Genomic DNA, 21925 nt, shown 5'->3' with positions numbered 1-21925 from the left:
CGCTCAGCGGGCCGCCAGACGACGCACCAGGGGCGGAGCGATCCAGCTGTAGACCGCATAGACCAACCAGCAGATCCAGAAGGTCGCCGCCCATTCCGGCGCCTGCCGCTCCAGCAGCCGGCCGATGGCGACCGCCGCAACCCACAGGGCGACCGAGGCCTGCCAGCCCCAGCGCTGCAGTGGCCACAACGGCCGCAGCGCCCAATGGGCCTCGCCGGCGAGCGCCTTCACGCGCTGCAGCGCGAAGGGGTCGTCGGGCTGCGCGCGCAGGAGTTCCTTGGACAGGCGGTAGGCCTCGCGGATACGACCGCGGTCGATCAGCGCGTTGATGACCAGGGACAGTGTCTCGCGGCTGCCCGGATCCTCGACCAGCAAGCGCCGCATCGCGGCCGTGTCACCGCGCCGGCCGTCGACCAGGTCACAGAGCGCGGCGGCCTGCAGTGCGCCGTGGCTGTCCGGGGCCAGGCGCAGCGCTTCCGCCACCAGGCCGCGGGCCTTGTCCACCTGCAACGCTCTGAGCATCAGGCGGGCGTAGGACGTGTAGAACCCGGGGGCGCCCGGGAACTCGCGGATCAGGGCGAGGATCACCGCTTCGGCCTCCGCCGCCTCGTCCATGTCGGTGAGGACGTGGAACAGCAGGTACCGGCCCTCGAAGTGCGACGGGTCCTTGACCAGGACGCCGCGCACCAGGTGCAGCGCCTCGTCGTTGTCGTTCTGCGCGAAACGCGTGCGGGCCAGCTCCGTCAGCAGGGTCAGGTTCTCGGGTTCGAGCGCGAGTCCCTGGCGTAGCACGGTTTCGGCCTCGCGCCAGCGGCGGCGCTCGATCAGCAGTTCGGCGCGCTCGATCAGCGCGTCGACGCCGGGTGGCTCTTGGATGGCGGGACGCAGGTCGGAGACGTCCGGATCGACGGGTTCCATCAGGACATCCTCATGACGGCGTTGAACAGGTAGGACAGACCCGCAGCGACCACCACCATCGCCAGGCACGCGGCGAAGGCGCCTTCGACGCGCAGGCCCATCAGGTCCGCGGCGCGGCGCTGACGATGGTGGCGATGGATGGCCGCGAGTGCGGCCAGCGACGTGCACAGCGTGGTCCAGGTGCCTGGACCGCTGCGGCCCAGCAGGTCGACGAGCCAAGCGCGCAGCGGTGCGCCGGCAGCCGTCTGGGGCAGCAGGACGGCGCCGAACAGGATCACGATCAAGGCGGCGAGGAACAACGCGTCCTGGCGCCAGCGGCGCAGGCGATGGATGCTGCCGACGAAGCAGAACACCAACCCCAGCGGACCACCGAAGACACCGGTGAGGAACTGGGCGCTGGCGGAAAACGGCGCGCGGACGGGGGGTTCGGCGTGGTCCAGGCTGGGCTGGAGAAGCCGCTCGATCGAGGCATCGGACATGGCTGGAGACTTGTTCTCGTGTGAGCGCCGGCGTCCTCCCTGGACCGCCTTCGACGGGCGCGGGCGCGATTGTGCCCGGCCTCGCGGCGCATCCGCACCGGCGCCGACCCTCATGGGCGATCAGGACACGAGGTTCCCCGCGCTCATCCCCTCATCCCCGGGGACTCACGACAGCCATTGCACGATCGCGTCCGGATGAAGCGGCCAGCCGCCGAGCCCCGCCAGCCCCATCAGCAGGCCGAAGACCGTCGGCACCATCGCCGCGGCGTACAGCCACCACAGCTGCGTCAGCGCGGTCACCGCCAGCATCGCGATCGCGATGGCCAGCAGCGCATCGGACAGGTCGAACTGGTCGTCCCGGTAGTTGAGCGCGTCGTAGCGTTGCTGGTCAGCCTCCGCCTGCTTGCGCAGCTCGTCCTTCTTGGCGGCCTGGTCGGCGGCAAGCGTCTCGTAGTGCGCGATCGCCTGCCGGTAGCCGTCGGCGGCCGAGGCCGGCGCGCCGATCGCCTGCAGCTTCAGCTGCGTCAGCGCGGCCTTGGCGACCTCCTCCCGCGCATTGCGCGCCTGGTAGAAGGCCCAGTGGTCGATCTTGTCCGCCTGCGCCTGCTGCATGCCCTGGCCGATGTTGTCGTCCTTGATCTTGCACAGGCCCATGAAGGTCGCCAGCAGCGCCACGGTCAGCGCGACCGCCACGTTCAGCCGCGATTGCGGCGCCGCGGTCTCCGTCCGCTCGTTGGCCTGGCGGGCGGTCTCGATCAGTTCGTCGGGGTCGATGTCCATGGGCGGCACGGTCTTCATCAAAGGCCGCAGCAGCATACCGAGCGAAGCTGAGCGGGACCTGTACGTCCGCTTAGCCCGTGCTGAGCCCATGCTCAGGCTGCCCGGCCCCGGGGTCTGCGCGCAGGCCCCCCTGGGAGCCCTTTGCTCAGAGCCCGTCCACCCGCGCCAGCGCCGCCACCAGGTCCGACTGCGTCAGGATGCCGACCAGCCGCGCCTCGTCGCCGACGATGGGAATGTGGTGATGCCCGGTCGCCGCGAACAGCGGCACCAGGTCGGCCAGTGGCCGGTCCGCGCTGGCCACGCGCACCTGCCGGCTCATGATCTGGCCGACCACTTCCGGCCTGTCGCTGTGCGTGGTCGGCGTCGGGCGGATCAGATGGCGCAGCCGCGTCGCCCAGTCGTCGTGCACGTCCAGCGACGCGCCGCGCATGAAGTCCGCCAGCGTCACGATGCCGACCACCCGCCGGGCGCGGTCCACCACCGGCAGCGCCTTGATCTGATGCGTCCGCATCAGCGACCACGCCTCCTGCAGCGGCGTGCCCCACTCGACCGCCTTCACGTCGCGCGACATCACGTCGGCGCAGCGGAGCGTCGTCATCCGGCGCCGCGCGGCGAGCAGACCGGCCTCGTCGACGATCGCCTGCAGATCGTCACGGGGAACGTCCAGGACCTGGTTGTAGTGCGCCAGCACCGTGTCCAGGTCGACACCGCTGAAGACGGCGGTTCCGGGCTCCGTGCCGCCGGACCCGCTCGTCGCGCCCGTCGCCGGCCCCGCGGCGGGCACGGTCATCTGCGGGTGCGGGTACCTGCGGCCGGTGACGCCGTTGTAGGCCATGCCCGCGAGCACCATCAGCACCGAGTTCAGCAGCACGGGGTCGAGCGCGAAGTGCCAGTCGTGCACGCCGGTGAGCACCATCAGCAGCGCCGCGGCGCCACCGGGCGGGTGCAGGCAGCGCAGCAGGAACATCAGCCCGATCGCACCGCCGACGGCGATCGCCGCGGCCAGTTCCGGTGTGCCGCCGAAGAGGTGCGCGCACGCGATACCGACCAGCGCCGACGAGGTGTTGCCCATCACCACCGCCCAGGGCTGCGCCAGCGGACTCGCCGGCACGCCGAACACCAGCACCGCGCTCGCGCCGAGGGGTGCCACCAGCCACGGCACGCCGGGGACATGACGGGACAGCAGTTCCGTGAGCACCCCCGTCAGCAGCAGCCCGACGATGGCGCCGGCCACCACGCGGAGCCGCTCGCGCGCGTCGACGCGCATCGGCGCGGGACGGAACGCCTGCAGCCAGCGGCGGAGTCTGCTCATCACCGACGCGGCCTCGACTTGCGCCGCAGCGGCCCGGGATCGCGCAGCGCGACGTCGGGCACGAACATTTCCATCACCCGCAGCTGCTGCCCGTGGCGGGTGAAGACCGAATTGCGCGACCACTGCATCGACGCCGGTGCCTCGGTTCCCGTGGCTGCCAGCCATTGGCGCTGCATCTGGTGGTGCGTCGCACCGTGCCGCGTGACGCGTCGCGGTTGCAGCTCGCTGCGATGGATGCGGGGATCGTCGTACAGCAGATGGCCGAGCGGCCGGCTGCCCAGACCTTTCAACGCCTTCCACGGACCGGCCACCGCGTGGCCGTGCACCGCCGACCGCGCCCACACGAGCGGTTGGCCGTCGACGCGCAGCAGCACTTCGCGCACGAGCGTCAGCCCCCGCTTCGGCAGGCCGAGCGCGGCGCGCTCCTGCGGACGCAGCGGCGCCGTCGTCTGGCGCAGCACCTGCACCTCATAGCGGCGACCCGTCGCGGCCAGGCGCTTGCTCAGCGAGCCCGGCGCGCGCAACCACGCGCGCAGGCCCCAGCGATCGGCGATCCCCATCGGTTGCAACAGCTCTCGGAAGTCAGGAAGTCGGCGGCACGTCGGCGGACGATCGTGAGGCGGCGCGCATCAGGCGCGGCCGAACTCGTCGCCCAGTTCGCCCGCGCGGCGGTGCGCGGCCTTCACGGCGCGCTCGACCGCCTCGCCGACGCCGTCGGCCTGCAGGCTGGTGATCGCGGCGTGCGTGGTACCGCCCTTCGATGTCACCTTCTCCCGCAGCGCGGTCGGCGAGTCGCCCGACTGCAGTGCCAGCGCCGCGGCGCCGCCGCAGGTGGCCAACGCAAGCTCGCGCGCCTTGGCCTCGTCCAGGCCCAGCGCGCGCGCCGCTGCGACCATGTGCTCGACCAGGAAGAAGAAGTAGGCCGGCCCCGAGCCCGACAGCGCGGTGACCGTGTCGAGGTCGCCCTCGTTGTCGACCCAGACCGTCCGGCCGGTGGGCTGAAGCAGTTGCTCGACCAGCGCGCGATCGTCGGCCGTGACGGCCGCGCTTGCGCAGAGGCCGGTGATCCCCTGCCCGATCAGCGCCGGCGTGTTGGGCATGCCGCGCACGACGCGCGCGGCACCGGTCGCACGCGCGATCGCGTCACTGCGCAGACCCGCCATCACCGACAACTGCAGCGCGCCTCCAACGTGCGGCGCCACCGGTACGGCGGCTTCCTGGAACAGCTGCGGCTTGACCGCCCAGACCACGGCGCGGGCCCGCGACAGCGAGGCCTCCGCCGCGGCGAGCGGCCGGATGCCGAAGTCGGCGGCGAGACGCTCGCGCTGCGCCTCGAAGGGCTCGACCACCAGCAGATCCTCCGCCGGAAAACCGGCCCGGCGCAGGCCACCGACGATGGCGCTGGCCATGTTGCCGCCACCGATGAATGCGATGCAGGAATTCATGGGCGGGCAGTGTAGTCCCGCCTCATGGCGGGTGCGCCCTGGATCCGGGCGTTCAACGCGCTCTCAACATCGACGTGCAGAGCTCGCCCAGCGTCGCGATCGCGCGCCGTTGCGCGTCATCCATCGGATTGCCGGCGTTGATGCGGATGAAGTTGTCGAAGCGCTCGGAGTTCGAGTACATCAGCCCCGGCCCCAGCCGGATGCCCTTCTCCAGCGCGGCGTCGAACAACGCAAGCGAGGACAGCCCCTCGGGCAATTCGACCCACAGGCTCGGGCCGCCTGGCGGCAGGCTGAGCCGGGTGCCGGCCGGCAATTCGTCGGACAACGCCGCCACCATCTGCTCGCGCTGCGTGGCGAGCTTCGCCCGCAGCGCGCGCAGGTGGCGCTCGATCTGGCCGCCGGCCAGGAACTCCGCCAGGATGGCCTGACCCAGCATCTCGTTGGGCCGGCTCTGCGCGTACTTGAGGATCTCCACGCGCGGCTGCCAGCGCCCCGCCGCGATCCAGCCCACGCGCATGCCGGGCGCCAGCGTCTTGTGCAGCGACGAGCAGAAGATCACCCGCCCCGTCGTGTCCCAGGACTTGATCGCGCGCTGCGGCGTGTCGCACAGCAGCGCGTAGGTGTCGTCCTCGATGAGGGCGAGATCGCGGGCTTCGCAGACCGCCAGCAGCGCCTGCTTGGCGTCGTCCGGCATCACCGCGCCGAGCGGGTTCTGCAGGTTGGGCACGACGACCACCGCCTTGAGCCGGGGCTCGTGCATCGCGGCGGCCTCGAAGGCCTCGACGGACAGGCCCGTGTGGGGACTGGTCGGGATCTCCAGCGCGCGCAGGCCCAGGCTCTCCAGCAGCTGCAGCAGGCCGTAGTAGGTCGGCGACTCGACCGCCACCGCGTCCCCGGGCGTCGTCACGGCGCGCAGCGCGATGCCGAGCGCCTCGGTGCATCCGTGGGTGATCACGAGCTGCGACGGGTCGAGCTGGATCTGTGCGTTCAGCGCCAGGCGCGACAGGCCCTGGCGCAGCGCGAGCAGGCCTTGCGGATCGGGCTGGATGCCGAGGATCTCGGGCCGGCGGCGCAGCAGCCGCTGGCCGTGGAGGGCCAGCGCGCGGGTCGGATACAGCGACGCATGCGCGCAGGCGCCGGACAGGTTGACCTCCGGCTTCGCGGCGATGCCGCGGGTGAGGATCTCGGAGATGCGCTCGTGCACGCCGACGAAACGCGCCGGATCGGCCTGCGTCTGGCGCGGCTCGGCGGCGCGCGCCAGCCGGTTCGGGCGCGGCGGTCTCACGAAATAGCCGGCGCGTTGACGGGCCTGCAGCAGGCCCTGGCTTTCAAGCAGACGGCAGGCCTGCAGCGCGGTGCTCAGGCTCACGCGGTGCAGACCCATCAGCGTGCGCACCGACGGCATCCGGCTCCCCGGCGGCATCGTGCCGGCCGCGATGGCCTGGCGGTAGTGCGCGGCGACCTGCGCGTACAGAGGGTCCGAAGCGTCCATGCCGGCGATTCTGCGCCCGCAGGCGCGCGCGACACCGGAACAGCCGGCGCCCCGTCGATACGGAACAGGCGGGTGGCGATGGCTGTTACGCAGAACAAAGGGCGCCGCTGTGCCTGTCACACCGCGTCGCCGATGGGAACACTGGACACCCATCCCATCGAGGCGCCTTCGGGCGACGCCGTCATGTTCCTCGCCGCCGTCCTGCGATCCTTGCCCATCCCCTGGCCTTGGCAGGCCGCGCCACCGCACACCGTGCCCGCGCTGGCTGCGCCCACCCGCGTGCGGCAGCCTTCGACGGCACCGCAGGAACTCCGGCTGGTCGCCGGTCAGTCGCTGATGCTGAAGCTCGCACGAGGCACCGTGATGCACGTGCAGGCCGGCGTCGTCGATGTCGAGGACGCGCCCGCGCTCTGGGCTGACCACTGCTGGCCGCAGGCGCGCCGCTTCAGGAGCGGCGAGGTCTGGGTCGTGCCGCGCACCGGCTGGTGGCGGCTGGAGGGCCGGGTCTCGCGCGACCCGGCCAGCCGGATCAGTGCACGCCCGCCAGCAGCGCGGCGTTCCCGCCCGCGGCCGCCGTATTGATCGTCAGCGTCTGCTCCGCGACGAGGCGGTAGAGCTGGCGGGCATCGGCCAGCTCGACCATCGGCACGACCGGCAGGATCGCGCCATCACGGCCCGCCAGTTCGCGCTGCACCGGCACCTGCAGCGCCGCCGGCGCGATGACGCCCGCCAGTCGCGTCGCGCGCAGCACCGCTCCCAGCTGGTCCGCCGGCAGCAGCTGCATCGCCGCCGCGGTCACGCCGCCGCGCATCAGCGCCGTGCGCAGGTCCTGCGCCACGTCGCCGCCGCCGACGATCGCGACCGCGTTGCCGGCCACCAGCGCCGCACCGAGCGCACGCGCCAGCTCCTCCTGCGACGCGCCCTGCGCCAGCACCGCGATCACACCGCGGCCGTGCAGGCGCAGTTCGTTGCTCTCCCCGGTCGGGCCGGGCAGCTTCACGTCGACCAGCGAGCGCCGGGCGCCCGCGGCCAGCGTGCGCCAAGCCCCGGCGACCACCGGCGACTGGCCGGCCGCGGAGCGTTCCAGCGCCGTCGCGCGCTCGTCGACCGGGCGCTCGGCCCAGGCCTCGTGCGCGGTGAACAGCGGCGACAGGTCCGCGCCCGCGCCGGTCGTCGACAGCGCCGGCGCGTCGGCTGGCGCTTCCACCTTCGGCTGTGCGACGAAGCGCAGCAGGTAGTGCGGACCACCGGCTTTCGGACCGGTGCCGGACATGCCTTCGCCGCCGAACGGCTGCACGCCGACCACTGCACCGATGATGTTGCGGTTCACGTAGACGTTGCCGATGCGCGCTTCCGACGCAAGCCGCAGCGCCCGGCTGTCGATGCGGGTCTGGATGCCCAGCGTCAGGCCGTAGCCCAGCGCGTTGATCTCGCGCACGACGCCGTCGACGTCGCCGCTCCAGCGCACCACGTGCAGCACCGGACCGAAGATCTCCTTCTTCAGCGAGGCGATCGTCGGCAGCTCGACCGCCACCGGCGGCAGCAGGCGCGGGCAGCCGTCGGCCGGCACCGCCTCGGCGATCAGCGTCGCTTCGCGCTTGAGGCGCTGGACGTCCTTGGACACGCCCTCGAAGGCTTCGTCGTCGATCAGCGGGCCGACATCGGTCGACAGGTCCGCGGTATCGCCGACACGCAGTTCCTTGACCGCGCCGCGCAGCATCTCGATGACGCCGTCGGCGACCGCCTCGTGCACCGCCAGCAGTCGCAGCGCCGAGCAGCGCTGGCCCGCGCTGCGGAAGGCCGATTGCACGACGGCATCGATGACCTGCTCCGGCAGCGCCGTCGAGTCCACGATCATCGCGTTCAGGCCGCCGGTCTCGGCGATCAGCGGCAGCGCCGCGGCGCCGGGCTTGGCCGCGAGCTGGCGGTTGATGATCTGCGCCACCTGCGTGGAGCCGGTGAAGCACACGCCCGCCGTCTGCGGCGCGGCCACCAGGCGCGCGCCGACGGTCTCGCCGCGGCCGTGCACCAGTTGCACCGCGTCGACGGGAACGCCTGCCGCGTGCAGCAGCGCGACGCACTCGCGAGCAACGGCCGGGGTCTGTTCCGCGGGCTTCGCGGCGACCGCGTTGCCCGCGGCCAGCGCCGCGACCACCTGGCCGGCGAAGATCGCCAGCGGGAAGTTCCACGGCGAGATGCAGACGAACACGCCGCGCCCGTTCAACGCGACGCCGTCGGCCGCCAGGCGCTCGGCCTCGTCGGCGTAGTAGCGCAGGAAGTCGATGGCCTCGCGCACTTCGCTGATCGCGTCGCCCAGGCTCTTGTAGGCCTCCTTGACCAGCAGCGCGCAGTACTGCGGCAGCTGCGCCTGCAGCGCGTCGGCGGCGCGGCGCAGCACGGCGGCGCGCTCGGCCACGGGCGTCGCGTTCCAGCCGGCGAAGCCGCCTTGCAGTCGCGCCATCGCGGCGTCGACCTCCTCCGGCGAGGCCTCGACCATCACCGGCACCGTGCACTGCGCCAGCGCATCCAGCAGCGTCTGGCGCTGCTCGGGCACGGCGAGGTCCAGGCCCGACGAGTTGTCGCGGCCGCGGCCCGCCGCGTCGCGGTACAGGGCGATCGGCAGCGGCAGCGAGGCTTCGTCGCGGATCTCGGTCATCGGCGACGCCAGCAGCTCTTCCGGCGCGACGGTCGGATCGGCCAGCTGGTGGACGAAGGACGAGTTGGCGCCGTTCTCCAGCAGGCGACGGACCAGATAGGCGAGCAGGTCACGGTGCTCGCCCACCGGCGCGTAGACGCGGCAGGGGATCGAGCCGTCCTTCAGCACTTCCCGATAGACGCCCTCGCCCATGCCGTGCAGGCGCTGCATCTCGAACTTGGCGCCCAGCGAGCGCGCCATCTGCAGGATGGCGGCGATGGTGCCGGCGTTGTGGCTCGCGAACTGCGGATAGATGACGTCGTGATGCCGCAGCAGCGCCTGTGCGCAGGCCAGGTAGGAGACGTCGGTATGCGGCTTGTGCGTGTAGACCGGGTAGAACGGCAGGCCCTGCTCCTGGGCGCGCTTGATCTCGCCGTCCCAGTAGGCGCCCTTCACGAGGCGCACCATGAATTTCAGCCCGTGTTGGCGGGCGATCGCGGCGACCGCCTCCACGACGTCGCGGGCCCGCGTCTGGTAGGCCTGCACCGCGAGGCCGAAACCGCGCCATTGCGGGAAGTGCGTCGCGATGCGCGCGGCCAGGGCGTCCAGCAGCTCGAGCGAGATCTCGAGCCGGTCGACTTCTTCGGCATCGATCGTCAGGTTGATGTTGGCCTGCGCGGCCTTCTCGACGAGCTGCCACACGCGCGGCAGCAGCTCGGCGTAGACGCGCTCGCGCTGCAGGACCTCGTAGCGCGAGAACAGCGCCGACAGCTTGATCGAGATGCCGTCGCTGCCTTCCGGCGACTCCGCCTTGCGGCCCGCGGCGATCGCGGCGATCGCGTTCAGGTACGAGGCCTGGTAGCGCTCGGCGTCACGTTCGGTGCGGGCGCCTTCGCCCAGCATGTCGTAGGAGAAGCGCAACTGGGCCTGCACCTTGCGCGCGGCATCAGCCTCCTTCATCGCTTCCTGGATGTTGCGACCCAGCACGAACTGGCGACCCAGCAGCTGGATCGCGCGCACCGTGGCGGCAACCACGGTCTGCGCGCCCAGGCGCTTCATCAGGCCGGAGTCGGCCTCGGCATCCGGGAGGAATTTCTTGGACAGCGAGATCGCGCTCGCCGCCAGACCGGCCAGCATCTTGTGCGGGCCGTCCGAGGCGCCGTCGAAGTCGGCGCGGCCGAGCTGGTCGGCCGTCAGCGCGATGGCGGTCTCGGCATCGGGCACGCGCAGCAGCGCCTCCGCCAGACGCATCAGCGCCAGACCTTCAGCGCTGGTGATCGGGTACTCGCGCAGCAGCGATTCCATGGCCCAGAACGGCGCCGGATTCCCGCGCACCTGCTGCACCCAGGGGCGCGCCTGGTCGACGATCGCCTGCCAGTTCAGCGCTTTCATTTCCGCGGCGAGCGCGCGCACCAGCGGCAGTTCCTCGCGATACGGGTCCGGCAGGCGGGAGGTTTCCGGCGGGAGGGGGAAGGCGGTCATAGAATCCTCGGATGTTCGTGCGAGGGGCGCTCCCCTAGCGAATGGCGGGAGTTTAGGAAGTAACGCGCCGAATTACTCACCAATGTTGTCGACCTTCGCCGGATGGAATCCAGCATGAGCAGCCTTGAAGACCTGGACAAGATCGATCGCCGCATCCTGGGGCTGCTGCAGCAGGACGGCCGCATCAGCAACCTGAAGCTGGCCGAGGAAGTGCAGATGTCCGCGACGGCGGTGCTGGAGCGCGTCCGGCGCCTCACCCGCGACGGCTTCATCCTCGGCTACGAGGCGCGGCTGAACCCGGCCAAGCTGGGCGCGCAGATGCTGGTGTTCATCGAGATCCTGCTCGACCGCACGGTGCACGACGTCATGGACAACTTCCGCGCCGCCGTGCAGGCCCGCCCGGAGATCCTGGAATGCCACCTGGTGGCGGGCGGCTTCGACTACCTGCTCAAGACCCGGGTGTCCGACATGACCGCCTACCGGGAGTTCATCGGGGCGGTGATCTGGACCCTGCCCGGCGTCCGCGAGACGCGGACCTACGCCGTCATGGAAGAGGTGAAGAACACCACCGCGCTGCCGCTGTGAACGGGATCGCGCTGTCCCTGTGATTTACACACACCGCCGACAGTTGCAAGCGAATTCAAGGGGGAGATGTCCTCCCCCTTCAGCCCCTCCATCTGCGGGCTGACGGTCGGGCTGCGACAGGATCACCATGGAGTGCCTCTCCCGTGATTCCGAGGTTTCCGAGATGAAGTACCGGCCCTCCCAGACCCCGTCCCAGCTCCCGCGCGCCGCGTCCAGGCCGTTCGTGGGCGCCGGCGGCCCCGACAGCGAGCTGCCCAGCCACTACGGCGACAGCCGGTTCAGCCATGGCGACAGTCGCTACTCCGACAGCGGCAGCAGCTTCGGCGATTCCGACTTCGGCGCGGAACCGCCGCCACGGCGAACGCTCGCCGGACCGGTGGAAAGCTGGCATGACTCCAGTTTCATCCTGCGCCGCGGCCTCGAGGTCCGCGAAGTCAGCGCCAAGGAATGGCGCGTGTGGGCGGAAGCGCCCGCAGCGCCCTCTGCGACCGCCGCGCCGGCGACGCCGCGACGTCGGATGAATGGCGATGGCGACGCGTGATCGGGCCTCGGCCCGCAAGCAAGGCGATCAGGCCAGCTGCAGACGCTTGGGCGCGCGGCGCAGCGGCTCGGGCGGCGGCGTGACGACGAAGTCTTCCGGCGGCATCGGGCGGCCGTAATACCAGCCCTGCGCCCAGTCGCAGCCCTCGCGGCGCAACCACTCGGCCTGCTCGATCGTTTCGACGCCCTCGGCGAGCACGTCGAGGTTCAGGCTGCGCGCCAGCACGATGACCGTGCGGGCGATCGCGGCGACGTTGGCATCGCTGCTCAGCTCGTTGACGAAGCTGCGGTCGATCTTCAGCGTGCTGACCGGCATCCGCTTCAGGTAGGCCAGCGACGAGTAGCCGGTGCCGAAATCATCGATGGCGATGCGCACGCCGCGGTTGGAGATCCGCGTGAGCAGGCTGATGGCCTGCTCGGCGTCCTCGAGCAGGAGGCTCTCGGTGACCTCGAGCTCCAGCGCGCTCGGCGGGCAGCCGGTCTCGCCGAGGATGAAATCCAGCGTCTCGATGAAGTCCGGCTGGCGCAGCTGCCGCGCCGAAACGTTGACCGCGACCTGCTGCGGCTTGCCCTCCTGGCCCTGCCAGCGCGCCACCTGCGCGCAGGCCTGCTCCAGCACCCAGCGGCCGATGGGGATGATCAGGCCGGTCTCTTCGGCCAGCGGGATGAAGTCCGCCGGCGAGATGGGCCCGCGCGTCGGATGGCGCCAGCGCAGCAGCGCCTCCGCGCCGATCAGCGCGCCGTCGCTCAGCCGCACCTGCGGCTGGTACTCGAGGCGGAACTGCGCGGCCTCGTTGGCCTGCCGCAGCGCGTGCGTCAGCTCGAAACGCTGCTGCACCGCCTGCGTCAGCTCCGGCCGGTAAGCCTGGACCGAACCGCGCGCGTGCAGCTTGGCGCGCACCATGGCGACCTCGGCGTTGCGCAGCAGCTCGTCGACGTGCGTGCCGTCGGCCGGGAACAGCGCCAGGCCGATGCTGGCGCCGACGTTGAAGCGGTGATGGTCGATGATGATCGGCTCGTCCATCGCCTGGATCAGCCGGTCGCCGAGCCGCATCGCGGTCTCCTCGTCGACCAGGCCCGACAGCACGACGACGAATTCATCCGCGCCGACGCGCGCTACCGAGTCGCTCAAGCGCGTCACGTTGGCGAAGCGCGCCGCCGCGGTCAGCAGCACCTGGTCGCCCGCGGCATGGCCGGCGATGTCGTTGACGTCGCGGAAACCGTCCAGGTCGATGTACAGCACGGCCACGCAGGTGTGCTCGCGCTGCGCGTTGCCGACCTGGCGCGAGATGCGATCGCGCAGCAGCGCCGCGTTGGGCAGACCCGTCAGACTGTCGTGCAGCGACTGGTGCAGCAGCTCGGCCTCGGTCTGCTTGATGCGGGAGATGTCGGTCAGCACGCTGAGGTACTGCACCTGCTCCGGATCGCCCGACGGTGCCGGCACCTTCACGAAGGTCGCCCACATCGGGATCGAGTCGCCGTTCTTGTGGCGCTCGGTGACCTCGCCGCTCCACTTGCCGCGGGTCTCGATGTCGGTCCACAGGGCACGGAGCTTTTCGGGGTCCTGTTCGGCGTCGCGCAGCAGCAACGGGCGCTTGCCCAGCAGCGTCTGCCGGTCGTGGCCGACCATCGCCACCAGGGCCGGATTGACGTCGACGATGCGCAACTGGTGGTCGATGACCATGATGCCCTCGCCGCAGTGCTCGTACACGGTGGCGGCGCGGCGGGCGGCGTCGGTGGCCTGCTGCAGCTGGGTCACGTCGCGCGCGATGGCGACCTGGCCCAGGTACTGGTCGTCGTCGAACACACGGGCGCTGGAGACGTCCAGGCAACGTGTCCCGCCGCCGGTCTCGCTGCTGTCGTCGCGCCAGGTCAGGAGGCGGCCGTCGGACTGCGTGTCCACCCAGCCCGGAGGGTTCGGCAGGTCGGCGTCGCGGCGTCCGATCAGTTCCTGCTCGGTGAGGCCGACAGCCCGCTCGAAGGCCGGATTGCAGCCCTCATAGGCGCCGTTGGCATCCTTGAAATACATCGGATCGGGAATCGCGTTCAGCAGCGCGCTGAGCCGGGCGCGCTCCCGGCGCACGCGTCTGAGTTCCTCGCGGCGGCCTTGCAGACGGCCGCGCTGCTGCACGAACAGGCTGACCATCACGCCCAGCGTCAGGCCGCCGATCACGCAGCCGGCGCCCAGCCAGAACACGGTGGAGCCGGAATCGATCCACGCCGGCAGATGCGCCGCCATCGACCGCGCCGCGGACGGCACCGCCGCGGGGACGGACGCGGACGCACCCGCCCACGCCGACGTGCTCAGGCACGCAGGCAGCAGCGCGGACACGACAAGGCATCCCCAACGACGGTTCAGGCGAAGACGCATGGCTCACCCAAGGATCTTTTTATGAATGGAGGGGCAACAGCTGGCCCCATGTCGGCGCCGCCCGCGGGTCGCGGGCGTTCCCTCATGCACGACCGCCGGAGTATCGACGCCGGTAAGAAAACGTTGCTAGGGGTTACAGCGAGGCCGCCACACGCGTTCCCTGCAGGATTGCACGCTTTGCATCCAATTCTTTGGCCTCGGCCGAACCGCCGATCAGCTGCACCGACCGGCCCGCCGCGCGCAGCGGCGCTTCGAGTTCCCGCAGCGGTTCCTGACCCGCGCACAGGACGATGGTGTCGCAGTCGATGCGCTCGGGATCGGTGCGATCTTCGCCCTGGCTGATCCACAGGCCGTGCTCATCGATGCGCTCGTACTGCACGCCGCCGACCATCCGTACGCCGTGCGTCTTCAAGGCGGCGCGATGGATCCATCCGGTGGTCTTGCCCAGGCCCGCGCCGAGCTTGCCGGCGCGCCGTTGCAGCAAGGTGATCTCCCGTTCGGCGGGCTCGGGTTGCGGACGCGCGAGCCCGCCTCGCGTCTGTTCCGGATCGCCGACACCCCAGTGCTTGCGCCACGCCGGCGCGTCGAGCGCCAGCGAGTGCCCCTGCTCGAGCAGGAACTCCGCCACGTCGAAGCCGATGCCGCCCGCGCCCACGACCGCCACACGACGCCCGACCGGCTTCTCGCCGCGCAGGACCTCGAGGTAGGTCAAGACCTGGCCCCGGGCGATGCCTTCGTCCTGGCCCGGGATGCGCGGATCGCGCGGCGTCACGCCGGTGGCGAGGAGCACCTCGTCGTAGTCCATCAAATCACCGGCGCTCACGCGACGGCCCAGTCGCGGCGTGACGCCGAGCAACTCCAGCCGCCGCTTGAAGTAGCGCAGCGTCTCGTGGAACTCCTCCTTGCCCGGGATCCGCTTGGCCAGGTTGAACTGGCCGCCGATCTCCTGGGCGGCGTCGATCAGCGTGACGTGGTGGCCACGCTCGGCGAGCGTCGTCGCGGCCGCCAGGCCGGCCGGTCCCGCGCCGACGACGGCGACGCGCTTGCGCAGCTGCCCGGCGGCAACCGGGACGATGCGCAGCAGGGTCTCGTGACCGGCGCGCGGGTTCACGAGGCAGGACGCCACCTCCTGCTTGAACACGTGATCGAGGCAGGCCTGGTTGCAGGCGATGCAGGTGTTGATCTCGTCGGCCCGCCCCTCCGCGGCCTTGCGCACGAAGGCCGGATCGGCCAGCAGCGGGCGCGCCATCGACACCATGTCCGCCGATCCGTCGGCCAGCACCGACTCGGCGACCTCGGGCGTGTTGATGCGGTTGCTGGTGATCAGCGGCGTGCGGATGCCCTCGGCATGCAGCTGGTCGCGCAGCTTCTTCGTGACCCAGGCGAAGCCGGCACGCGGCACGCTGGTCGCGATCGTCGGGATGCGGGCCTCGTGCCAGCCGATGCCGGTGTTGATGATGGTGGCGCCGGCCTTCGCGACGGCCCTCGCCAGCTGCAGCACCTCGTCCCAGTTGCCGCCCTCCGGCACGAGGTCCAGCATCGACAGGCGGTAGATGATGATGAAGTCGGGGCCGACGGCCTCGCGCATGCGGGTGAGGATCTCGACGGGCAGCCGCATGCGGCGTTCGAAGTCGCCGCCCCACGCATCGGTGCGCTGGTTCGTGGCGGCGATCAGGAACTGGTTGATGAAATAGCCCTCGGAGCCCATCACCTCGACGCCGTCGTACCCGGCCTCACGCGCCAGCACGGCGCAGCGGACGAAGGCGCGGATCTGGCGCTCGATGCCGCGCTCGCTCAACGCATGCGGCGTGAACGGCGAGATCGGCGACTTCAACGCCGACGGCGCGACGTTGAACGGGTGGTAGCCGTAGCGGCCGGTGTGCAGGATCTGCAGCGCGATCTTGCCGCCTTCGCCATGCACGGCCCGCGTGATGGCCTGATGCCGGCGCGCGGCCCCGCCCGTCATGAGCGTGCCCGCGAAGGGCTTGGTCCAACCGGCGATGTTGGGCGCGTAGCCGCCGGTGACGATCAGGCCGACCTGGCCGCGGGCGCGCTCGGCGAAGTACTCGGCCAGGCGGTCGATGTGCTTGCGCGAGTCCTCGAGCCCCGTGTGCATGCTGCCCATCAGCACCCGGTTCTTGAGGGTCGTGAAGCCCAGGTCCAGGGGCGACAGCAGCTGCGGGTAGGCGTTCATCGCGCGGATGCTAGCGCCGGAGCCCGCGCGCGTTTAGAGAGGCGATACCAAGAGGCCCGGCGCCCAGACCTCGGCACCGATACCGGGAACGGACACCCGAGGCGCCCCGCAACTCTGTGTCGGCCTTGATATGGAAGTTCACAAAGCTGGCAATCGGCCACAAGCCCCAGCAACACGGCCCGCGTTCAATCGCCGCATTCTCAATCGGAGTGTCGGACGATGCGATTCAAGACCTGGGCCTGGGGCCTGAGCGTGGCCACCGCCGCCCTGCTGACCGCTTGCGGCGGCGGCAGCGACAGCAGTTCGGCGCAGATGCGCCTCCTCAACGCCAGCATCGGCTACGCCGCGCTGGACATGGCCGTGGACAGCACGACGGTGAACTCCGGCGTGGCCTATGCCGGCGTGGGCAGCTATGCCGACGTGAAGACCGACGCCACCGGCACCGAAGTGCAGAGCAACAACGTCGGCAGCACGCTGGCGTCGTCGACGCCGACGCTGGCCGCCGGCAGCCACTACACGATGATCGCGTACGGCTCGGCCGGCTCGGTGCGCACGACGCTGCTGCAGGAAGACCAGGACGCGGCGGCCACCGGCAAGTCCAAGCTGCTGGTGCTGAACCTGGCGCCGGACGCCGGCGCGATGGACGTGTACGTCACCGGCGCCGACGACTCGCTGGACACCGCCTCGACCGTGGCGAGCGGCATCGCGACCGGCTCGGGCAGCGGCTACATCACGCTCAACAGCGGCACCTTCCGCGTGCGGATCACCGCCGCGAGTTCCAAGACCGACCTGCGGCTGGACATCCCCAGCATCACGCTGCCATCCGCCGGTGTCTCGACGCTGATCCTGACGGGCAGCACCGGCGGCGTGCTGGTCAACGGCATCCAGCTGCTGCAGCAGGGCGCGACGTCCAACTTCCCCAACTCGACCGTCCGGGCCCGCCTGGTGGCCGCGGTGGGCGGCAGCGCGCTGGTCTCGGGCTCGATCGGCCAGACCTCGCTGATGCCGACCTCCGTGGCGCCGACGATCGGCGACTACACGACGGTCGCGGCCGGCACGGCGGACCTGTCGGTCTACGTCAACGGCGCGCTGATGTCGTTCACGAAGCCGGCGCTGACCGCGGGCAGCGACTACACGCTGATGGTGTGGGGCACGGCGGCGGATCCCAAGCTGGCGGTCCTGACCGACGACAACCGCCTGCCGACCAGCCCGACGACCACGGCCAAGATCCGCCTGGTCAACGGCGTGGCGAGCGCCACCACCGGACTGACGCTGAACGTCGACTACAGCGCGCTGGCCTCGAACGTGGTCGCCGGCACCTCGTCGTCGCCGCAGGCGACCGCCGCCTCGACCTCCGCGCTGCTGACGGTGACCTCGCCGTCCTCGACGACGCCGGTCTACAGCCTGAGCGAACTGGGCATCCAGGCGGGCTACGTCTACACCGTGTTCGTGATGGGCGACAGCAACGCAATGGTCGGTTCGCTGCGTCGCGAGCGCTCTTCCAACTGATCCGACCGAACCCATGATGCGTCGCTGAGCGCATCGGCCGGGAACAACGCCCGGCCCCGGGACCACTGAATGCGCGTCACAGCGCGACGATCACCACGACCGCGGCCCGGTGCACCCTCCTCCCTGTTGGCCACGTCCTCTCACGAGGCGTGGCCTTTTTTTCGTCCTTCGGAAACGTCGCCCGCCCTTTCCAGTCATTTGGGTCAGCAGACACATTCATTTGAGTCAGCGGACACCTTCTTTCACTAGAAGCCATCGGCAGTTCCACCCATCCGAGTTGATGTGTCGGCAAAGCCTGCCCCCTAGTCTGCGGAGACCTCATCCACTCGATGTCCGCTGCCCGGGCGGCCACTCCGACCATGCACATTCCCGACCGCACCACACGATGGCTGATGCCGCTCGGCGTCATCGCCGCCACACTGCTGACCGCTGCCTGCAATGGCGGCGACGACAAGGACGCGCAGATCCGCCTGCTCAACGCGAGTCCCGAGCTGGCGAGCGCCGATCTGGCCGTCGACAAGGACAAGGTGGCGGGCCCGGTGTCCGCGCTCACGCTGGGGTCCTATGCGAACCGCGGCGATGGCCCCGTGTCCCTGCAGGTGCTCAACAGCAACGGAAGTGCCACCGTGGCCACGTCGCCCGCGACCTTGAAGGCGGACACGCACTACACCTTGATCGCGTACGGGCCCGCAGGCGCGGTGCGCACCAGCCTGCTGGAGGAGGAGCAGGAAGCGCCTGTCTCCGGCCAGAGCAAGCTGCTGGTCCTGAACGTCGCACCGGACGCCGGCCCGGTCGACGTCTTCCTGACCGAGCCAGCGGCCGACCCAGCCGACGCGCCGCCGTTCGCCACCAACGTGCTCGCCGGCGGTTCCAGCGGGTTCCTGATGCGCAGCAGCGGCACCTACCGACTGCGCGTCACCGGCGCGGGGAAGCGCGACGATGTGCGGTTGGACCTCCCCGCCGTGACACTGGACTCGGCCAAGGTGTCGACGCTGGTGTTGCGAGGGGGAGCAGGTGGCGTTCTGGTCCACGCGCTGATGCTCCCGCAGCGCGGCGAGCTGACGCGCCTGGACAACGCATCGGCGCGCGTGCGGATGATCGCGGCGATGCCGGACGGGCGCGTCGACGGTGCCCTCGGAGGACAACCCCTGTTGGCCGGTCAGGCCTCGCCGACGATCGGCGACTACCGCATGGTGCCGGCCAGCGCGCCGTCGTTGACGGCTTCGGTCGACGGTCGTCCTGTCGCGGCCACGCTGCCGGCGCTGGTGGCAGGCGGGGACTACACCGTGCTGCTGCGCGGCGTATCCGCCGCGCCTGTCGTGACCGTGCTGACCGACGACAACCGCCTGCCGGCGGTGCCCGGCCAGGCGCGTCTGCGGCTGGTCAACGGTCTGGACATTTCGACCACGATGAACTTCGACTACAGCCCGGTCGTGGCCGCCGTCGATCCGGGCAGCTCGGGCTACGCCACCGTGGAGCCGGCCAGCGCCGCGTTGTTGACGGTCACCTCGACCCAGTCCATCGCGCCGCTGTACGCCGCGCGCGACGTCGCGATCGGCGCCAACGGCGTGTATGCCGTGTTCGTGGCGGGAGACCCCGCCGCACCCGCCGGCATCCTGCGGCGCGAACGCTGACCGGCCGCGGGTCCGGGCCGCCGGAGGGATTCCCCATCGCACGTCGCTCCTCCTGACGGTCCCTGGCGGGGACATGCGGCAACATCGCTGCATGTCCCTGCCCGTCTACCGTCCCACCGTGACACAGGTCCGGCGCCTGCGCCAGCTCTGGCGCTCGGCCGGCTGGCCGTGCCAGGACATGCTGGAGGTGGAACTGCTGGCGCTGGGCTGGCTCGAGCGCCGGGTCGATCCCCACGGCCGTGAGACCTTGCGGCTGACTGAGGCCGGCATCGAGGTGCTGCACCTCGGACTCCAGAAAAACCGCACCGCACGCCACCGCCACGAGGATCTGGTCGCCCGCATGGCCGTCGAGCTGCAACGCGCGGGGCGTGTCGTCTGGCGGGGGCTGTCGCTGCGCGCCGGCCTCCCGCGTGAGGACGAGCCCGAGCGGATGCGATGGGTCAACGCGATGCCGGACGTCTACTCGGTGCGCAACACCACCGTCGAGGATTACCTCGAACCCGCCGTGCACGAGATCAAGGTCAGCCGGGCCGACCTGCTGTCGGAGCTGCGCCGCCCCGCCAAGGCGCTGGCCTACCTCGCACTCAGCGGCCAATGCTGGTACGTGCTGCGCGCCGGCATCGCCGAGGTCGAGGAAATTCCGCCGGCGTTCGGCGTGCTGTTCGCGCACGACTTGAGCGGCGGCGAGGGTTTCCGTTTCGAGCTCGGCCGCCCGGCGCCGCGCCGGCCGATGAAACCGGACTTCGGCACGTGGATGACGCTCGCCAAGGCATATCCGGAGCCCGCGCCGCTCGACGAGGGTCAGGACTTGCTGGGCGAGGTCTGAGGTCCGGCGACGGGTGACCTCCGTCGTCCCCGGTTCTTGTGGCCGGGCGGCGGTGCAATGGCCGTTTTCGGACCGCTATCCTGCGCGCTCGCATCACGAGGGAGACGCCATGACCGACACGCCTGACACGCCTGACATCTTCGAAGGCGGCTGCGACTGCCGCCAGGTCCGCTACCGCATGACCGGCCGACCGCTGATCGTCCACTGCTGCCACTGCCGCTGGTGCCAGCGTGCGAGCGGCGCGGCCTTCGCGCTGAACGCGATGATCGAGGCCGACCGCGTCGAGCTGCTGGCCGGCGAACCGGTGCCGTTCTTGAACCCGAGCGAGAGCGGCAAGGGCCAGAAGATCTGGCGTTGCCCGAGCTGCGCGATCGCCGTCTGGAGCAATTACGCCGGCGGCGGCGACGCCGTGCGCTTCGTCCGCGTCGGCACGCTCGACGAGCCCGACCGCCTGCCGCCGGACATCCACATCTTCACCGCCTCCAAGCAGCCCTGGGTCCAGCTGCCGCCCGAGGCCGTCGCCGTGCCGGAGTACTACGACGTCCGTCAGCACTGGTCCCCCGAAAGCCTCGAGCGCGGAGCGATCCTGCGGGCGAAGCGTCCGTCCGGCACGGGGACGGCCCCCACGACTCAGGATCCGCCGCGCGGGGCCTGACCGTCGTCGGGCGGGCCCAGGAAGCGCCGGAGAAAGCGCACCGCCCGATGATCCGTCGGCCAATGTCCCGTCAAGGCGCGGGCGAGCAGCCACACGGCGAGCGCCTCCCGGCTGGGTGCCTCAGCCGCGTCGCGCCCACGTTCTTCCAGATGGAGGGCGCGCAGGAACTGATCCTCGCGGCCACGCGGCGATGCGACTGCTTCCAGCATGTGCGCCACCGCGAGCCAGATCGCGGACACCTCGGCACAGTCCGGCCGCGCGCGCTGGAGGCTCTGCTCGACGTCCAGCGCTTTCCACTGTCGACTCGTACCCGCGACAAAGATCCGCCGCTGCCCTTCATCAAGCGAGACCTGCGGCCCATGGGTCAGGACCGTCCCGATCGATGTGACCGGCACCATCCCCCGAGCGATGTCCGCCGACGGGACGGCAATGAAGCGCACCTCACGCAACAGGTCCTTGGCAGGTGCTGGCAGGTTCGATCTGAACTTCAGGATCGCACTGAGCGCCTCGCCGCCGACTGTCGAGCGAGCGGTCGTCGCCATGGCCGTCGCTCCAGGAACAACGCCATCGCGCGCCGGGTCCTTGCCCTCCGGGTCGGCCGCTGAATCTCGCTGAGGCTGCAAGGCACCGACGTCGCGCCGGACATCGTGCAACCACGCCCGGATCGACGCGATCGTGGCAGGATCCGGGTGGTCCCTGTTCAGGTCCGACTGGGCCTTCTTCGCCCGCAAGGCGTGATGGCACCACGGCTCACCTTCGTTGCGGCGCAGGGTCATGAGCATCACGACCCAGACCCAGCGCTGCAGTTCGACCAACGTGCATCGGTCGAAATCGTCCGAGCAACGATGCCAGTCCGAGTTCGACTGCCAGCTTGGCCGGGACAAGGGCGCTGGAGACGTGGCGGATGCGGATGCCGAGCCCGCTTCGGTCTCGTCAGGCGAGGCGGGTGGCAGGGAAGGCAGGGAGCCAGGAATCATGGCGGATGCCAGGCGCGTCTTGCGCCCGGGGAAGGGGCAGAGGGTCCCTAGTGCCGTGCAAGGTTAGAAGCGTCCCGCATATCGGGTTCTG

General features: G+C 70.7%; 17 protein-coding genes and 1 pseudogene. 7 read left to right on the top strand and 11 right to left on the bottom strand.

Annotated features, from left to right (window positions below; genetic code table 11):
* Window positions 1–3: 3 nt before the first annotated feature.
* From AC07PR_RS27195 to AC07PR_RS27165, 7 genes are all read right to left on the bottom strand, one after another.
* Entirely contained in the window at window positions 4–918 is a 915-nt protein-coding gene (locus AC07PR_RS27195) for a tetratricopeptide repeat protein (protein ID WP_483108347.1), read from the bottom strand.
* The gene (locus AC07PR_RS27190; protein WP_495137128.1) at window positions 918–1397 is read right to left on the bottom strand and encodes a hypothetical protein; all 480 of its coding nucleotides are present in this window, start codon (window positions 1395–1397) and stop codon (window positions 918–920) included. The genes AC07PR_RS27195 and AC07PR_RS27190 overlap by 1 nt, the downstream gene beginning before the upstream one ends.
* A 165-nt stretch (window positions 1398–1562) precedes the next feature.
* Window positions 1563–2177, bottom strand: a complete 615-nt coding sequence (locus AC07PR_RS27185; RefSeq protein ID WP_377158771.1) for a DUF4337 domain-containing protein — start codon at window positions 2175–2177, stop codon at window positions 1563–1565.
* Window positions 2178–2322: 145 nt separating this feature from the next.
* Window positions 2323–3489 carry an HPP family protein gene (locus AC07PR_RS27180; protein WP_495137127.1) on the bottom strand — a complete coding sequence of 389 codons (1167 nt, stop codon included), beginning with the start codon at window positions 3487–3489 and terminating at the stop codon, window positions 2323–2325.
* Window positions 3489–4049, bottom strand: coding sequence for a chorismate--pyruvate lyase family protein (locus AC07PR_RS27175; protein WP_483108344.1), 561 nt, complete (start codon window positions 4047–4049; stop codon window positions 3489–3491). The genes AC07PR_RS27180 and AC07PR_RS27175 overlap by 1 nt, the downstream gene beginning before the upstream one ends.
* Window positions 4050–4118: 69 nt before the next feature.
* The gene (gene proC / locus AC07PR_RS27170; RefSeq protein WP_495137126.1) at window positions 4119–4934 is read right to left on the bottom strand and encodes a pyrroline-5-carboxylate reductase; all 816 of its coding nucleotides are present in this window, start codon (window positions 4932–4934) and stop codon (window positions 4119–4121) included.
* Between the two features lie 52 nt (window positions 4935–4986).
* The gene (locus AC07PR_RS27165) at window positions 4987–6426 is read right to left on the bottom strand and encodes an aminotransferase-like domain-containing protein (protein ID WP_483108342.1); all 1440 of its coding nucleotides are present in this window, start codon (window positions 6424–6426) and stop codon (window positions 4987–4989) included.
* Between the two features lie 132 nt (window positions 6427–6558).
* Between AC07PR_RS27165 and AC07PR_RS27160 the strand changes: the two genes are divergently transcribed.
* Window positions 6559–7008 (top strand): hypothetical protein, encoded by a 450-nt coding sequence (locus tag AC07PR_RS27160; RefSeq protein ID WP_495137125.1) that lies wholly within the window; start codon window positions 6559–6561, stop codon window positions 7006–7008.
* A gap of 631 nt (window positions 7009–7639) precedes the next feature.
* Here AC07PR_RS27160 and AC07PR_RS27155 read toward each other — a convergent pair.
* Window positions 7640–10543: pseudogene (locus AC07PR_RS27155) on the bottom strand (L-glutamate gamma-semialdehyde dehydrogenase); the annotation flags it as partial.
* 114 nt (window positions 10544–10657) lie between these two features.
* Between AC07PR_RS27155 and AC07PR_RS27150 the strand changes: the two are divergent.
* Entirely contained in the window at window positions 10658–11128 is a 471-nt protein-coding gene (locus tag AC07PR_RS27150) for an Lrp/AsnC ligand binding domain-containing protein (RefSeq protein WP_377158776.1), read from the top strand.
* 163 nt (window positions 11129–11291) lie between these two features.
* Window positions 11292–11669 carry a hypothetical protein gene (locus AC07PR_RS27145; protein WP_377158778.1) on the top strand — a complete coding sequence of 126 codons (378 nt, stop codon included), beginning with the start codon at window positions 11292–11294 and terminating at the stop codon, window positions 11667–11669.
* Between the two features lie 27 nt (window positions 11670–11696).
* Here the strand turns inward: AC07PR_RS27145 and AC07PR_RS27140 are convergent, their stop codons facing one another.
* Together AC07PR_RS27140 and AC07PR_RS27135 are read right to left on the bottom strand one after the other, a co-directional pair.
* On the bottom strand, window positions 11697–14000 hold the full coding sequence (locus AC07PR_RS27140; RefSeq protein WP_377158780.1) for a sensor domain-containing protein: 2304 nt from the start codon (window positions 13998–14000) through the stop codon (window positions 11697–11699).
* Window positions 14001–14172: 172 nt separating this feature from the next.
* Window positions 14173–16233, bottom strand: coding sequence for an FAD-dependent oxidoreductase (locus tag AC07PR_RS27135; RefSeq protein ID WP_483108337.1), 2061 nt, complete (start codon window positions 16231–16233; stop codon window positions 14173–14175).
* A gap of 219 nt (window positions 16234–16452) precedes the next feature.
* Here AC07PR_RS27135 and AC07PR_RS27130 point away from each other — a divergent pair, with 219 nt between their 5' ends.
* The 4 genes from AC07PR_RS27130 (at window position 16453) to AC07PR_RS27115 (ending at window position 20857) form a co-directional block, all read left to right on the top strand.
* Complete coding sequence (locus tag AC07PR_RS27130) at window positions 16453–17742, top strand: DUF4397 domain-containing protein (protein ID WP_483108336.1); 1290 nt, start codon at window positions 16453–16455, stop codon at window positions 17740–17742.
* 392 nt (window positions 17743–18134) lie between these two features.
* On the top strand, window positions 18135–19376 hold the full coding sequence (locus AC07PR_RS27125) for a DUF4397 domain-containing protein (protein ID WP_495137124.1): 1242 nt from the start codon (window positions 18135–18137) through the stop codon (window positions 19374–19376).
* 91 nt (window positions 19377–19467) lie between these two features.
* Window positions 19468–20202: a hypothetical protein gene (locus tag AC07PR_RS27120; RefSeq protein ID WP_495137123.1), complete on the top strand. Its 735-nt coding sequence runs from the start codon at window positions 19468–19470 to the stop codon at window positions 20200–20202.
* A gap of 109 nt (window positions 20203–20311) precedes the next feature.
* On the top strand, window positions 20312–20857 hold the full coding sequence (locus tag AC07PR_RS27115; protein WP_377158788.1) for a GFA family protein: 546 nt from the start codon (window positions 20312–20314) through the stop codon (window positions 20855–20857).
* Here the strand turns inward: AC07PR_RS27115 and AC07PR_RS27110 are convergent.
* Window positions 20833–21672 carry a hypothetical protein gene (locus AC07PR_RS27110; RefSeq protein ID WP_495137122.1) on the bottom strand — a complete coding sequence of 280 codons (840 nt, stop codon included), beginning with the start codon at window positions 21670–21672 and terminating at the stop codon, window positions 20833–20835. The two genes, AC07PR_RS27115 and AC07PR_RS27110, sit on opposite strands and share 25 nt — an antisense overlap.
* Window positions 21673–21925 lie beyond the last annotated feature (253 nt).

The organism is Roseateles sp. GW821-FHT09H11, from assembly GCF_059415845.1.
The sequence above is the reverse complement of the archived record's forward strand: the minus strand, read 5'-3'. Positions and strand labels throughout refer to the sequence as shown.